The sequence below is a fragment of the Bradyrhizobium sp. USDA 4461 genome (assembly GCF_054055655.1).
Window position 1 is genome coordinate 5,998,283 of record NZ_JBSRXM010000001.1, and the last position, 12,826, is coordinate 6,011,108.

Annotated in this window: 11 protein-coding genes; 8 read left to right on the forward strand and 3 right to left on the reverse strand. The window is 65.3% G+C overall.

The window, feature by feature from the left end; genetic code table 11:
* The first annotated feature begins 221 nt into the window (after positions 1–221).
* The 3 genes from ACVINW_RS28085 (at position 222) to ACVINW_RS28095 (ending at position 4,013) form a co-directional block, all read left to right on the forward strand.
* Positions 222–734, forward strand: coding sequence for a hypothetical protein (locus ACVINW_RS28085; RefSeq protein ID WP_456754278.1), 513 nt, complete (start codon positions 222–224; stop codon positions 732–734).
* Positions 735–871: 137 nt separating this feature from the next.
* Positions 872–3,583 (forward strand): bifunctional diguanylate cyclase/phosphodiesterase, encoded by a 2,712-nt coding sequence (locus tag ACVINW_RS28090; protein ID WP_456754279.1) that lies wholly within the window; start codon positions 872–874, stop codon positions 3,581–3,583.
* A gap of 133 nt (positions 3,584–3,716) precedes the next feature.
* Positions 3,717–4,013, forward strand: coding sequence for a septal ring lytic transglycosylase RlpA family protein (locus ACVINW_RS28095; RefSeq protein WP_456754280.1), 297 nt, complete (start codon positions 3,717–3,719; stop codon positions 4,011–4,013).
* Positions 4,014–4,036: 23 nt separating this feature from the next.
* On the opposite strand, the gene ACVINW_RS28100 is transcribed toward ACVINW_RS28095, so the two are convergent.
* Together ACVINW_RS28100 and ACVINW_RS28105 are read right to left on the reverse strand one after the other, a co-directional pair.
* Positions 4,037–6,505: a PAS domain-containing protein gene (locus tag ACVINW_RS28100; RefSeq protein ID WP_456754281.1), complete on the reverse strand. Its 2,469-nt coding sequence runs from the start codon at positions 6,503–6,505 to the stop codon at positions 4,037–4,039.
* A 90-nt stretch (positions 6,506–6,595) separates the two neighbouring features.
* Positions 6,596–7,378, reverse strand: a complete 783-nt coding sequence (locus tag ACVINW_RS28105) for a thermonuclease family protein (protein ID WP_456754282.1) — start codon at positions 7,376–7,378, stop codon at positions 6,596–6,598.
* Between the two features lie 161 nt (positions 7,379–7,539).
* On the opposite strand from ACVINW_RS28105, the gene ACVINW_RS28110 reads away from it, so the two are divergent.
* From ACVINW_RS28110 to ACVINW_RS28125, 4 genes are all read left to right on the forward strand, one after another.
* Positions 7,540–7,734 carry a hypothetical protein gene (locus ACVINW_RS28110; protein WP_456754283.1) on the forward strand — a complete coding sequence of 65 codons (195 nt, stop codon included), beginning with the start codon at positions 7,540–7,542 and terminating at the stop codon, positions 7,732–7,734.
* Between the two features lie 240 nt (positions 7,735–7,974).
* Entirely contained in the window at positions 7,975–9,990 is a 2,016-nt protein-coding gene (locus tag ACVINW_RS28115; RefSeq protein ID WP_456754284.1) for an acetyl-CoA carboxylase biotin carboxylase subunit, read from the forward strand.
* Positions 9,991–10,089: 99 nt separating this feature from the next.
* On the forward strand, positions 10,090–10,956 hold the full coding sequence (locus ACVINW_RS28120) for an isocitrate lyase/PEP mutase family protein (RefSeq protein ID WP_456754285.1): 867 nt from the start codon (positions 10,090–10,092) through the stop codon (positions 10,954–10,956).
* On the forward strand, positions 10,953–11,252 hold the full coding sequence (locus ACVINW_RS28125; RefSeq protein ID WP_456754286.1) for an acylphosphatase: 300 nt from the start codon (positions 10,953–10,955) through the stop codon (positions 11,250–11,252). The genes ACVINW_RS28120 and ACVINW_RS28125 overlap by 4 nt, the downstream gene beginning before the upstream one ends.
* Positions 11,253–11,260: 8 nt before the next feature.
* On the opposite strand, the gene ACVINW_RS28130 is transcribed toward ACVINW_RS28125, so the two are convergent.
* Positions 11,261–12,073 carry a methyltransferase domain-containing protein gene (locus ACVINW_RS28130; RefSeq protein WP_456754287.1) on the reverse strand — a complete coding sequence of 271 codons (813 nt, stop codon included), beginning with the start codon at positions 12,071–12,073 and terminating at the stop codon, positions 11,261–11,263.
* 172 nt (positions 12,074–12,245) lie between these two features.
* On the opposite strand from ACVINW_RS28130, the gene ACVINW_RS28135 reads away from it, so the two are divergent.
* Complete coding sequence (locus tag ACVINW_RS28135) at positions 12,246–12,803, forward strand: GbsR/MarR family transcriptional regulator (protein ID WP_038385827.1); 558 nt, start codon at positions 12,246–12,248, stop codon at positions 12,801–12,803.
* Positions 12,804–12,826 lie beyond the last annotated feature (23 nt).

Here is a 12,826-nt window from a genome sequence, read left to right on the forward strand (position 1 = left end):
TGAAGCGCAGCGAAATCCGGGCGCGCGCTAACCGCGGACACGGCTCCCCGGATTGCGCGGAGCCTGTCATCGGGCGCGCATTGGCGCGACCCGTTGACTTCATCCGGGCTACCCGGCAGCCGTCGCGTCGGCGCAACCGGCTACCGCTGTAAGCAAACGCTTAATGCCTGCGACATATTATCCCGGCGTCGACTCCCCTCCGTGCTAACAGCCCCTTAACCATGCGGCTTTTGCCACTCAAGGATCCTGAGCGGTCCTGGCGTCATATCAAGGCACAATGGAAGAAGGACGCTGAAGGCGTCGGAGAGGATTTTGCCACTTTCGGCGGCATTGCCGCCTTCGAGGCGCTGACCGCCAGGGAGGGGGACAGCCAGGGTCTGTATTACCTGACCGACGGAGAGCGGGTCCATGCGGTCTGCCAGGTCCGCCGCCTGTTGATGAGCCGGTATACGGCGCCGGCGCTCAGCGCGCGCTTCGTCAATGTGTCCCCCATCTACGATCTCGGCCTCGCCGGGACCGCCGACTACGCGCAAATGCTCGTGGCGCTGTTCTCCGGCGTCGTCTGGCTGTCGCGCGATGCGTTGTCGGCCAACCACATCCGCTTTCTCCTGAAGTCTCCGGGCGACTCGCAATTCTTCGCAGCACTCAAGGCGGTGACGCCGTTCTCGCCATTCTCGAAATTCACCATCGACGGCGCGCTGATCGAGTGCAGCCTGAAGGAGGCGGCGGCATAGGCTGTGGCAGTCGTCTCCTGACGATCGTCCTGCCGATCGCGCTCGTGTGCGCATTCGCCTTAACCGTCCGATAACTGATTTTCCTAACGACCCCTTGGGTTGTGCTCCCTTAGAAGGGCACCCACAGGGGCAGGAAAATGTCGGTTGTCCAAACGAGCAGCGTGACGCCGGATCACCGGCGGCTGTCGATCAAAGGTGTGTCGCGTGCCACGCGGATGAGGGCCGTTCAGTGGCTCGTCCTGAGTGCCGCGCTATTGGTGCTCGCGATCACGCTTGGCACCGGCTACCTCGCGCTGCAGTTCCGCGAACGCGCGCTGGAGGTGTCGGAACGCGAGCTCAACAACACCGCGCTGTTGCTGTCGCGGCATTTCGACCAGCAGCTCAGCGACCTCCAGCATGTCCACGACGACATCCTGAATTATCTGCGATCGGAGCAGGTCGAGACCGCCGATCAGTTCGAGAAAAGCATGTCGCTGCTTAGCGCGCACGAGATGCTGCGCACGCGGCTGGCAGCGCTGCCGCATGTCGGCGGGCTCAATCTGTTCAACGCCAAGGGATGGCTGATCAACTCGTCCGAGATGTGGCCGGTGCCCGACATCAGCATCGCTGACCGGCGCTACTTCAAGGAATTCACGTCGGGACGGCCGACATCGCCCGTGATCGTCGAGCCCGCGATGAGCAAGGTGACGGGCAACTGGACCACGGTCTTTGCCCGCAAGATCACCGGGCGCAACGGCGAGATCATCGGCTTTGCGAGCCGCGGCGTCGAGCCCAGCCATTTCGAGGATTTCGTGGCCTCGCTGGCGCTGAACGGCGACACCGTGATCTCGATGATCCATCGCGATGGCACCATCATCGCGCGCTATCCGCAGGATGCGAGCGTGGTCGGCAGCAACATCACCGACCAGTCGCTGTTCCGCAAGATCATCGGCCTCGGCGGCAACACGTCCGGGCGGTTCATCGGCGCCGCCGGCGAGGAGAATGTCGGCGCGGTCCGCTCGCTGTCGCACTTTCCGATCCTGATCCTCGCCACCACGAAAACCTCCAGCGCGCTGGAGGACTGGCGCGCCCAGACCAAGCTGCAGTTCTGTGCCGCGGTGCTGGCGGTGCTGATCGTGATCATGATGGTGTTCCTGATCGTGCGTCAGCTGCAACGGCAGCACGATGCGGCGCAGCGCCGGCTGTCCGAGAAGAGCCAGCACCTCGACACCGCAATCAACACCATGACGCAGGGGCTGTTGCTGTTCGACGCTTCGGCGCGGCTCGTGATCTGCAACCAGCAGTATATCGACATGTTCGGCCTGTCGCCCGACATCGTCAAACCCGGATGCCATCTGCGCGACCTGGTCCTGCATCGCCAGGCGCTCGGCTCGTTCGTGGGCGATGTCGACGCCTACTGCGCCCGCTTCACCGATCCCAGGGGTGACCAGGTCCGGGACTCCCTGATCATGACGCCCGATGGCCGCAGCATCCGCCTGATCTACAAGCGCGCACCGGACGGCGGCTGGGCCACCACGCTCGAGGACGTCACCGACGGGCGGCGTGCGCAGGCGCGGATCGAGTATCTCGCGCATTACGATGCGCTGACCAATCTGCCGAACCGGGCGCTGTTCCAGCGCCACGCGGAAGAGCTGTTGCGCGAGGCCGTGGTGCGCGAATTCGCGATCCACTATATCGATATCGACGAGTTCAAGCGGATCAACGACACGCTCGGCCATCCGATCGGCGACGAATTCCTGCGCCGCGTGGCCGAGAAGCTGCGGCAATCGGTCGGATCGAACGACTTCATCGCGCGGCTCGGCGGCGACGAGTTCGCGATCGTCCAGCACGACATCACCTCGGACGACGACGTCAGCGACCTCGTGGCGCGCGTCTATCAGTCGTTGCGCACGCCGTTCGACTGCCTCGGCCATCGGCTGTCGAGCGATGCCAGTATCGGCATCGCGATCGCCCCACGCCACGGCTCCGACCTGTTCGGCCTGCTGAAATGCGCCGACCTTGCGATGTACGCGGCCAAGGCCGCCGGCCGCAGGACCTATCGCTTCTTCGATCCGGCGATGGAGAAGCAGGCCAATCTGCGCCGTGCGCTGGAGGCCGATCTGCGGACCGCGCTGGCCGAGGGCGACTTCGAATTGCATTACCAGCCGCTGGTCGACCTGCGCAGCGACGAAGTGACCGGCTGCGAGGCGCTGCTGCGCTGGCGCCATCCGGTGCGCGGCATGATCTCGCCGGCGGATTTCATACCGGTCGCCGAGGAGACCGGATTGATCGAGGAGATCGGGCAGTGGGTGCTGCGCACCGCCTGCATCGAGGCGGCGGCCTGGCCGGCGCATGTACGGCTTGCGGTCAACGTCTCGCCGATCCAGTTCAGGTCGGAGACGCTGGCGCTGAAGGTTGCCAATGCGCTCGCCGAGAGCGGGCTCGACCCGCGCCGGCTCGAACTCGAGATCACCGAGGCGGTGCTGATCGCCGATGACGATGCCGCGCTGGTCACGCTCGGCCAGCTCCGTGCGCTCGGCGTCCATATCGCGTTGGACGATTTCGGCACCGGGTACTCGTCGCTGCAATATCTGCAGCGTTTCCCGTTCGACAAGATCAAGATCGACCGCAGCTTCGTCAAGGAAGTCACCCGCAACTCTGGCTCGGCCTCGATCATCCGCGCGGTGGTCTCGATCGCCGCCGACCGCAACATGATCACGACGGCCGAGGGCGTCGAGACCGATCAGCAGCGCGACACCGTGCAGATGCTCGGCTGCACGCAGATGCAGGGCTATCTGTTCAGCAGGCCGGTGCCGGCGCAGGATGTCCGCACGCTGCTCGCGGCCGACAGCGTCGAGGACGCCGCCTGAGGGCGTTACCCTTGCGCCCTCAGGCTCGCAGTTTCCACAGGAAAAGTTCCAAAAAATCGACCTGAAACGCGACGGATGCGGAACCGAAATCGCGGAACCGCGTTCCCTTGCGGGGCTCACCGGCAGGCGATTAATGAAAACCGCAGTCACGTCCGCGGCCATGCTGCTGTTTGCCTCGTCTATGGCGAACGCAGAGAGTGGCCTTGCGTCCTACTATCATGGCATCGGCAAGCGCGGCGAGATGACCTGCGCGCATCGCCGGCGGCCGTTCGGCAGCATGATCACGGTGTCCTATCGCGGCAAGTCGATCCAGTGCCGGGTCAACGACCGCGGCCCGTTCATCCGCGGGCGGATCATCGATGTTTCGACCACGGCAGCGCGCGCGCTCGGCATCTTTCAGCTCGGCGTCGCGCATGTGGTGATCGAGTAGGGCGCAGCGGAGGCTGCACGCTGTCAGGATTTCGGAGCGGTCGCCCGCTGCTCGGCGATCGCCTTGCGGAGCGTGCGCGACAGCGCTTCGACCGAGTAGGGCTTCTGGATCAGCTCGAAGCCGCTATGCGCGTTCTCGGCGAGCACGTTGCTGTAGCCGCTGGTCAGCACCACCGGCAGGCCGGGAAAGCGATCGCGGATCACGCCGGCGAGCTCGACGCCGTTCATGCCGGGCATGATCACGTCGGAGAACACGAGGTCGGCGGCGAACTCGTTCTCGGAAAGGATCGAGAGCGCTGCATTGGCGTTGGCCGCGCGCTTAACCGAATAGCCGAGATCCTCGAGCAGTTCGGTGGAGAACTGGCCGACATCGTCATTGTCCTCCACCACGAGGACGCGATAGCCGCGGCCGATCGAGGTTTGCTCGGTGCCCGCGTTGGCTGCGACCTTGATATCCGCGGGGGGCATCGCCTGCGGCAGATAGATGGTGAAGGTGGCGCCGTGCCCGGGCGTCGAGGTGACCTCGATGTCGCCATCGGATTGCTTGACGAAGCCGAACGCCTGGCTCAACCCGAGGCCCGTTCCCTTGCCGACCTCCTTGGTGGTGAAGAACGGCTCGAAGATCGCGTCGAGATGCTCCGGCGAGATGCCGGTGCCGGTATCCTGGATCGAGACCGTGACGAAATCGCCGCTGCGCGAGGCCTGGGCCCGCAAAGCGGGGATGTGCCTGACCTTTCTCACGCCGATCGTCAGCTGGCCTTCGCCGTTCATGGCGTCGCGGGCGTTGACCGCAAGGTTGATCATCGCGGTCTCGAACTGGCCGATGTCGGCGATCGCGAAACAGTCGGGATCCTCGATCCTGACCTCGATATGAATCCGGGCACCGACCAGCGGGCGGATCAGCTGCACCACGCTGTCGACCTGCGTTCCGACATTGAACACTTCGGGATTGAGCGGTTGCCTGCGCGCGAACGCCAGCAGCTGCGCGGTGAGCTTGGAGGCCCGCTCCACGGTCTCGGAGATCGCGTCGATGTAGCGGCGGCGCCGTTCGTCCGGCAGCTCGCGGCGGCGCAGGAAGTCGGTCGCCGAGCGGATGATGGTGAGCAGATTGTTGAAATCGTGCGCCACGCCGCCGGTAAGCTGGCCGACCGCTTCCATCTTCTGCGATTGCCGCAACGCTTCCTCGCCGCGTCGCCGCTCGGTGATGTCGACGGCCTCCGGCACCGCGCCGACGATCGTGCCGTGCTGGTCCTGCAGCGGCCGCATCGCGAAATCGAAATAGCGCTCGCCGATCGGCAACTGCAATTGCAGCTCGATCTTGACCTCTTCGCCGCGCATCGCGGCCGCGAACGCATTCTGGATCACGCGCGGCATGCCGTCGGTCGCAGTGAACCAGGGCGTGTCCCAGAACGGTTTGCCGACGACGTGCCCGGCCTCGGCGCGGATGCCGGCCAGCGCGGTCTGGTTGGTGTAGAGCAGGTCGCCATCGTGGTTGAGCAGCATCTGATATTGATGGCTGGTTTCCAGGATGGCGCGGGTCTGCGCTTCGCGGGATTCGAGCTGCGCGGTGCGCTCCAGGATGCGGCGCTCCAGCGACTCGTTCAGCTTGCGCAGTTCGATCTCGGCTTCCTTGGCGGCCGTGATGTCGTGGGCGACGCCGATGAAGCCGATATGCTTGCCGTTCGGATCCCAGCGCGGCTGCGATTCCGAACGCAGCCAGCGCCAGTCGCCGGTGGCGTTGCGATAGCGCGCTTCGAGCACGAACGGTTTGAGCGAGAGTTCGCCGGTGATCTGCTCCTGCAGGATGTTGGGCAGATCATCCGGATGCAGCGCCTTGCGCCAGTCGAACACCACCGCTTCCTCGAACGGCAGGCCGAGGAAATCGAGATAGGCCTGGTTGGCGAACGAGCGGGTGCGGTCGAGCTTGGTCACCCAGATCGGCACCGGCGCGCTGTCGGCGATCAGGCGGAAGCGCTCCTCGCTCTCGCGCAGGGTCTCCTGCGCCAGCATCTGGTCGGTGACGTCGAGATCGGCGCCGACCAGCCGCAGCGCGCGGCCGCTGCGGTCGCGCTCGATCTTGGCGACGACGCGGATCCAGCGGCTCTCGCCGTCGTTCGGGCGGATGATGCGGTATTCGGCCGTGTAGTCCTCGCCGCCTTCCTTGAGCACATCGAACAGATGCTTGATGGTGCGCTCGCGGTCGTCGGGGTGGATGCGCGCGACCCAGTTCTCGTAGGTCTCGTTGACCTCCTCGGGCGGCAGCCCGTGCACCAGCAGATATTCGGGAGAGCGGCGGTTGCGCACGCCGTCGCGGAAATCGATCTCGAGCCCGCCGACCCGGGCGATGCGCTGGATCCGCGCCAGCTCGGCCTCGCGCTCCTGCAACTCGCGATGGGCGCGATCGCGTTCGCGTGCGATCTCCTCAAGGTGCTGCCGCAGCCGTTCGGCTGCCGCAGCTTCGGGAAGCACATCAGAGCGATCGGGAGGGGTCATACGCGCCGGCAACCTCTAGGCGCAGTGTCACACAGGACGAGGCGGCTTTGCCAGTGTGATTTGTCGCATCATTTGTCGTTCACTTGCACTTCACTTGCTTTTGGGCGGGCGGCAATTATAGGCCCGGCGGAACCCGGCGGCCTGCGCATCCTCTTCGGAGCAGAACCAGCGATCCGGATTGCCGAGGCCGGGGTAACTGCGGCACGCCTGCAAATGATAGATGCCGACATTGCCGGTGACGCGGGCGCGCACGGCATACTTGCCCTTGATGTTGCAGCTTGCCGGCATCGGCAGGTCGTCGGGGAAGAGCGCATCGCGGATCTGCGTGGCGCGGTCGGCCGGGCAGGCGTTGCCGAGCAGGGTGCCATCCTTCTTGGCGGCTCGGAAATCCCGCGGCGCCACGAAGCAGCCCTTCCACAGCCCGGCACGATTGTCCCTGGCGGTGGCCTCATCCGGCTTGAATCGGCCAGTGGCCGACCCCTCGAGATTGAGCGCGTAGCCCTTCTGCACCAGCACCTGGCTGAGGCTGGTCGGGTCGCCCTCGAGCTTGCAGACGCCGAGCCGGCGCTTCTTGAAGGTCGGATCGACGCCGATGTCGTCGCAGTGAATCGGCTTGCCGCCGATCAGCCTGGTCAGCTGGTCGCGCGCTTCGATCCCGCAGGTCCAGACGTCGGCGTGCTCATCGATGCAGAGCTGATCGACCGCCGGCGTGTCGATGCCGTCGAGCCGGTAGGTGGTGTTGCCGAGCTGGATGGTGCCGGCGTCCTTGACGACCGCTGGCACCGCCGGGGCGGCGGCCATCGCCGGCAGGCCGGGGATTGCAGAAAGGCATGTCAGGAGAAGCGTCGTGACGACCGGATTTCGAAACCGCATCTTGCTCACTTCAGGTCTTTGGCGGACAGCCGGACTTCTAGCACAGGCCGGTACGATCCAACCAAGGACTGTTCGTACAGAGGGGGCGTGCGCGCCGTCACATCCCGATCGGCATTCCGCGACGTAGAACGGCCGGACATCGCGATTGGAGAGATGCGGGCATGGTGGAAGAGCTCAGCACGCTCCAGGCCTTGATTCAATCCGAGGTGCCCGACATCGCTCTTCTCCAAAGTTGCTTTTGTTTGAAACATAAAGGCAAGCAGATTCAGCCTGATGATTTGTCGGCTCTGGCGGATGAGCCGCGCAGAGCATCGCTTGGTTATTCTCGCCTCAAAGGACCAGGGCGGCTTGAGTAAAGTCTTGGACGGAGCTCAAGCGACAAAAGCCCTCGTGCAGTACGACTAGCGCTGAGGGGCACCGGTAAAGAAGGATTATTTCCTAGGTTCTGACCACAAAGCCCGGCGCACTATCTATTTACCGTTGCCTCCGGGGCAATTTGCTGTACCAACGGAGTGGCCCGTGCCGGATTGCGCGGGGAGGAATCCTGCCAAAAGCCCAAATCCGAAGAAGCCCAGTCCAAGAAGCCCAAGAAGAGCATGTTCAAACGAATCCTGATCGCCAACCGCGGCGAGATCGCCTGCCGGGTCATCAAGACTGCGCGCCGTATGGGGATTGAGACGGTCGCCGTCTACTCCGAGGCCGACCGCGACGCGCTGCATGTCGAGATGGCCGACGAGGCCGTGCTGATCGGGCCGCCCGCCGCGGCCGAGAGCTATCTTCTGATCGACAAGATCGTCGAGGCCTGCCGCAAGACCGGCGCTGAGGCCGTGCATCCCGGCTACGGCTTCCTGTCCGAGCGCGAGGCGTTCCCGCGGGCGCTGGAGGCCGCCGGCATCGTCTTCATCGGCCCGAACCCCGGCGCCATCGCCGCGATGGGCGACAAGATCGAATCCAAGAAGGCGGCTGCGAAGGCCAAGGTCTCGACCGTGCCCGGCCATCTCGGCGTCATCGAGGACGACAAGCACGCGGTCCAGATCGCCGACGAGATCGGTTACCCCGTCATGATAAAGGCTTCCGCCGGCGGCGGCGGCAAGGGCATGCGTATCGCGCATTCCAAGGCGGAGGTCGCCGAAGGCTTCAACCTCGCCAAGGCCGAAGCGAAGTCGTCGTTCGGCGACGACCGCGTCTTCGTCGAGAAATTCATCGTCGATCCCCGGCACATCGAGATCCAGGTGCTCGGCGACAAGCATGGCAATGTGATCTATCTCGGCGAGCGCGAGTGCTCGATCCAGCGCCGCAACCAGAAGGTCATCGAGGAGGCGCCGTCACCGCTGCTCGACGAGACCACCCGCCGCAAGATGGGCGAGCAGGCGGTCGCGCTGGCCAAGGCGGTGAACTACGATTCGGCCGGCACCGTGGAATTCGTCGCCGGCCAGGACAAGAGCTTCTACTTCCTGGAGATGAACACCCGCCTGCAGGTCGAGCATCCCGTCACCGAATTGATCACCGGCATCGACCTCGTCGAGCAAATGATCCGCGTCGGGGCCGGCGAGAAGCTCGCAATCGCGCAGAAGGACGTCACCTTGACCGGCTGGGCGGTGGAATCCCGCGTCTATGCCGAGGATCCGTTCCGCAACTTCCTGCCGTCGATCGGGCGCCTGGTGAAGTATCGTCCGCCGGCCGAAGCCAGCCATGACGGCATCACCATCCGCAACGACACCGGCGTGCAGGAAGGCGGCGAGATCTCGATCCATTACGATCCGATGATTGCCAAGCTCGTCACCCACGCGCCGTCGCGCGCGGCGGCGATCGAGGCGCAGGCGACCGCGCTCGACGCCTTCTATGTCGACGGCATCAGGCACAACATCCCGTTCCTATCGGCGCTGATGAATCATCCGCGCTGGCGCGAGGGCCGGCTCTCGACCGGATTCATCGCGGAGGAATTCCCGAAGGGATTTTCCGCGCGCGCGCCCGAGGGCGAGATCGCGCGGCGCCTTGCGGCGGTCGGCGCTGCCATCGATCATGTGCTGGGCGAACGCAAGCGGCAGATCTCCGGCCAGATGGGCGGTCGCGTGGTGCTGCGCGAACGCCGCCGCGCGGTGTGGCTCGATCGCGCGGAGATCGCGCTCGACGTCGCGCGCGAAGCCGACGCCATCGCAGTGCGCTTCATCGGCACCGACGGGCTGCCCGGCAATCCGCATAACCTGGTGTCGAGCTGGGTGCCGGGCGAGCCGGTCTGGCAGGGCACCATCGACGGCAATTTCGTCGCCGTGCAGGTGCGGGCGATCAACAACGGCTTCCGCCTCGCGCATCAGGGTTTTGAGGTGCCGGTCTATGTCTTCACCGAGACCGAGGCGACCTCGGCGCAGCTGATGCCGGTGGTTTCGGCCGCCGACACCGGCAAGAAGTTGCTGTGCCCGATGCCCGGGCTCGTGGTGTCGATCGCGGTGACCGAAGGGCAGGAGGTCAAGGCCGGCGAGACCTTGGCGGTCGTGGAAGCCATGAAGATGCAGAACGTGCTGCGCGCCGAGCGCGACGGCACGGTCAAGAAGATCCACGCCGCCGCCGGCGCCACGCTCGCGGTCGATGCGCTGATCCTGGAGTTCGCATAGCACCGTCATTGCGAGCGAAGCGAAGCAATCCATATCTCCTCAAGCCGTGGATTGCTTCGTCGCTTCGCTCCTCGCAATGACGCGGATGGAGACAACACCATGGCCTTCCGCAAACGCCGCGAAGCACTGCGATCGATCCTCAACGGATCAAGCTGCATCCGCCCGGGCTCGGTCTATGACGCAATCTCGATCCGGATCGCGGAGGATCTCGGCTTCGAGCTCGGCATGTTCGGCGGCTCGGTGGCCTCGCTCGCGGTTCTCGGCGATCCCGACATCGCGCTGATCACGCTGACCGAATTCGCCGAGCAGATCCGCCGTATGTCGCGGGCGTCGACCCTGCCGGTGCTGGTCGATGCCGACCATGGCTACGGCAATGCGCTCAATGTCCGCCGCACCGTCCAGGAGGTGGAATCCGCCGGCGCTGCCGGCCTCACCATCGAGGACACGCTGCTGCCGCAGGCGTTCGGCCAGGCCAAGACGCAGCTGATCTCGCTGGAGGAGGGCGTCGGCAAGATGAGGGCCGCGCTCGACGGTCGCAGCGATCCGTCGCTCGTGATCCTCGGCCGCACCGGCGCCGTCTCGATCACTGATCTCGACGATGCGATCGCACGCGCGAAGGCCTATGAGGCGGTCGGCGTCGATGGGCTGTTCTTCACCGGCATCAAATCGCGCGACGAGCTGGAGGCGCTGTCGGCCGCGACGACGCTGCCGATCGTGCTCGGCGGCGCGCCGGAGGAAATGACCGCGCCGGATTATCTGGCGAGCCAGCGCGTCAGGATCGCGTTGCAGGGCCACGCGCCGTTCGCGGCCGCGACGCAGGCGGTCTACGAGACGCTGAAGGCGCTGCGCGACGGCACCTCGCCGAAGAACCTGAAGGGCATCGCGTCGTCCGAACTGACCGGCCGCGTGATGCGCGAGGCGGAGACCAAGGCGCGCAGCGGCGAATTCCTCGGCTTGAAGACATGAGCGGCGTGATCCGCCACGTCACGATCACCGGCCGCGTCCAGGGCGTCGGCTATCGTGCCTGGGTTCACGAACACGCCGGTGCACGCGGCCTCGAAGGCTGGGTCCGCAATCGTCGCGACGGCAGCGTCGAGGCGGTGTTTTCCGGCCCCGAAGATATCGTTGCCGACATGATCAAGGCGTGCGGCCGCGGACCGATCTCGGCGCGCGTCGACCGCGTGCAGGCCGATGACGGCACATCAGACCTTTTGAACCTGCGCGGGGCGGGCGAGCGGTTCGCGTTCCTGCCGACGGTGTGACGCGCGGCCTACGCCGCCGAGATCACCAGCGCCTGAATCTTTCCGTTGAGTGGGCCGTTGCCGAAGCGGCGCGTCAGCGCCTCTGCCACGCGCTCTGTGGCAGCCTCGAGACTCGGTTGACCCTGCGCCTCGATCTCGCCGCGCATCGGCGTGCCCTGGCAGTAGGCGACGGCCACGTCCAGCGGCGAGGCGGCGGGACTCCGTTGGCTGACCAGCTCGATGACGATGTCGCGGAAGCCGGCAGCGGTCAGGTCGGCGCGAATGCGCGCGGGATCGTGATAGCCGTGCGGCGTCCGTGCCATGAATTGCGGCGAGTTGCCTGGAAATACCTGAAACATCGTCTGCTGCATCACGTCGGCGAAATCGTTCTCCGCAATCTTGTCCCAGACGCTGAAGAAGTAGCGGCCGCCGGGCCTGATCACGCGCCGTGCCTCGGCGTAACCCTTGACGCGGTCGGGAAAGAACATCGCGCCGAACTGGCAGGCGACGATGTCGAAGCTCGCATCGCCAAACGGCAGCGACAATGCGTCGGCCTGCTGCCACCTGATGTTCGTCTTATCAGCGAGATGCGTCTTCGCCTGCGCCAGCATCGGCTCGTTGAGATCGGTCGCGGTGATTTGGGTATCGGGCAATTCCGTCGCCAGCACGGTGGTGACGGCGCCGGTGCCCGCCGCGACCTCCAGCAGGTCGCGCGGCCGGTGGCCCTTGATGCGCTGCGCGAGGTCGCGGGCATAGGGCGCAAAGATCATCGGCACCATGAGCCGGTCGTAGAGCTGCGGGACGGATCCCGCGAACACCTTGTCGGAAAGTGGAGCCGTCATATGCATTTCCTCGAAAAGCGGACGGCCATCGTGGCCGTCACGGGCAGAAGCCGCCTCCGAAGTATGAACCAGCGCTCCGTACGCGCCAACGGCTCGAATCGCGTCCAGCCCGCGTTGCGGAGGGCCGGCCGCAGCCCTTGACTTTCACTCCGAACGGTCTGATATTTCTGTCGTGACAGAAATAACCGCCAAGAAAAAACTCCCCGCCGTCGTCGAGCGCTTCATCCTGCATTGGGGCGACATGGGCGACGAATGGGGCGTCAACCGCTCGGTCAGCCAGATCCACGGACTGCTTTATCTGGCCGAGGCGCCGATGACGGCTGAGGACATTGCCGACACGCTTGGCATGGCGCGCTCCAACGTCTCCAACTCGATCAAGGAATTGTTGTCCTGGGGACTGATCCGCCGGGTGCCGATCCTCGGCGACCGCCGCGACCATTTCGAGGCCGAGACCGACATCTGGGAGGTCGCGGCCAAGATCGCGGCCGGGCGCAAGGAGCGCGAGATCGATCCCGCGCTGGCGGCGCTGCGCGCCTGCGTCTCCGACGCGGCGGACGACCCGGCGATCTCGCCGCTCGCCAGCAAGCGGCTGAAGGAGATGCTGACTTTCACCGAGCTGGTCGACCGCTGGTACACGCAGATGCTGAACGTGCCGCGGCCGCGCCTGGTCGCACTGATCAAGCTCGGCGAGAAGATCGTGAGTTTCCTGCCCACCGGCAGAGCCAAATAGGGACGGCGGCGTAACGGGAGTGT

What these genes read in the sequence shown, in the direction of transcription:
- ACVINW_RS28085 (WP_456754278.1), top strand. Translation starts at nt 222, where the DNA reads ATGCGGCTTTTGCCACTCAAGGATCCTGAGCGGTCCTGGCGTCATATC.
- ACVINW_RS28090 (WP_456754279.1), top strand. Translation starts at nt 872, where the DNA reads ATGTCGGTTGTCCAAACGAGCAGCGTGACGCCGGATCACCGGCGGCTG.
- ACVINW_RS28095 (WP_456754280.1), top strand. Translation starts at nt 3,717, where the DNA reads ATGAAAACCGCAGTCACGTCCGCGGCCATGCTGCTGTTTGCCTCGTCT.
- ACVINW_RS28100 (WP_456754281.1), bottom strand. Translation starts at nt 6,505, where the DNA reads ATGACCCCTCCCGATCGCTCTGATGTGCTTCCCGAAGCTGCGGCAGCC.
- ACVINW_RS28105 (WP_456754282.1), bottom strand. Translation starts at nt 7,378, where the DNA reads ATGCGGTTTCGAAATCCGGTCGTCACGACGCTTCTCCTGACATGCCTT.
- ACVINW_RS28110 (WP_456754283.1), top strand. Translation starts at nt 7,540, where the DNA reads ATGGTGGAAGAGCTCAGCACGCTCCAGGCCTTGATTCAATCCGAGGTG.
- ACVINW_RS28115 (WP_456754284.1), top strand. Translation starts at nt 7,975, where the DNA reads ATGTTCAAACGAATCCTGATCGCCAACCGCGGCGAGATCGCCTGCCGG.
- ACVINW_RS28120 (WP_456754285.1), top strand. Translation starts at nt 10,090, where the DNA reads ATGGCCTTCCGCAAACGCCGCGAAGCACTGCGATCGATCCTCAACGGA.
- ACVINW_RS28125 (WP_456754286.1), top strand. Translation starts at nt 10,953, where the DNA reads ATGAGCGGCGTGATCCGCCACGTCACGATCACCGGCCGCGTCCAGGGC.
- ACVINW_RS28130 (WP_456754287.1), bottom strand. Translation starts at nt 12,073, where the DNA reads ATGACGGCTCCACTTTCCGACAAGGTGTTCGCGGGATCCGTCCCGCAG.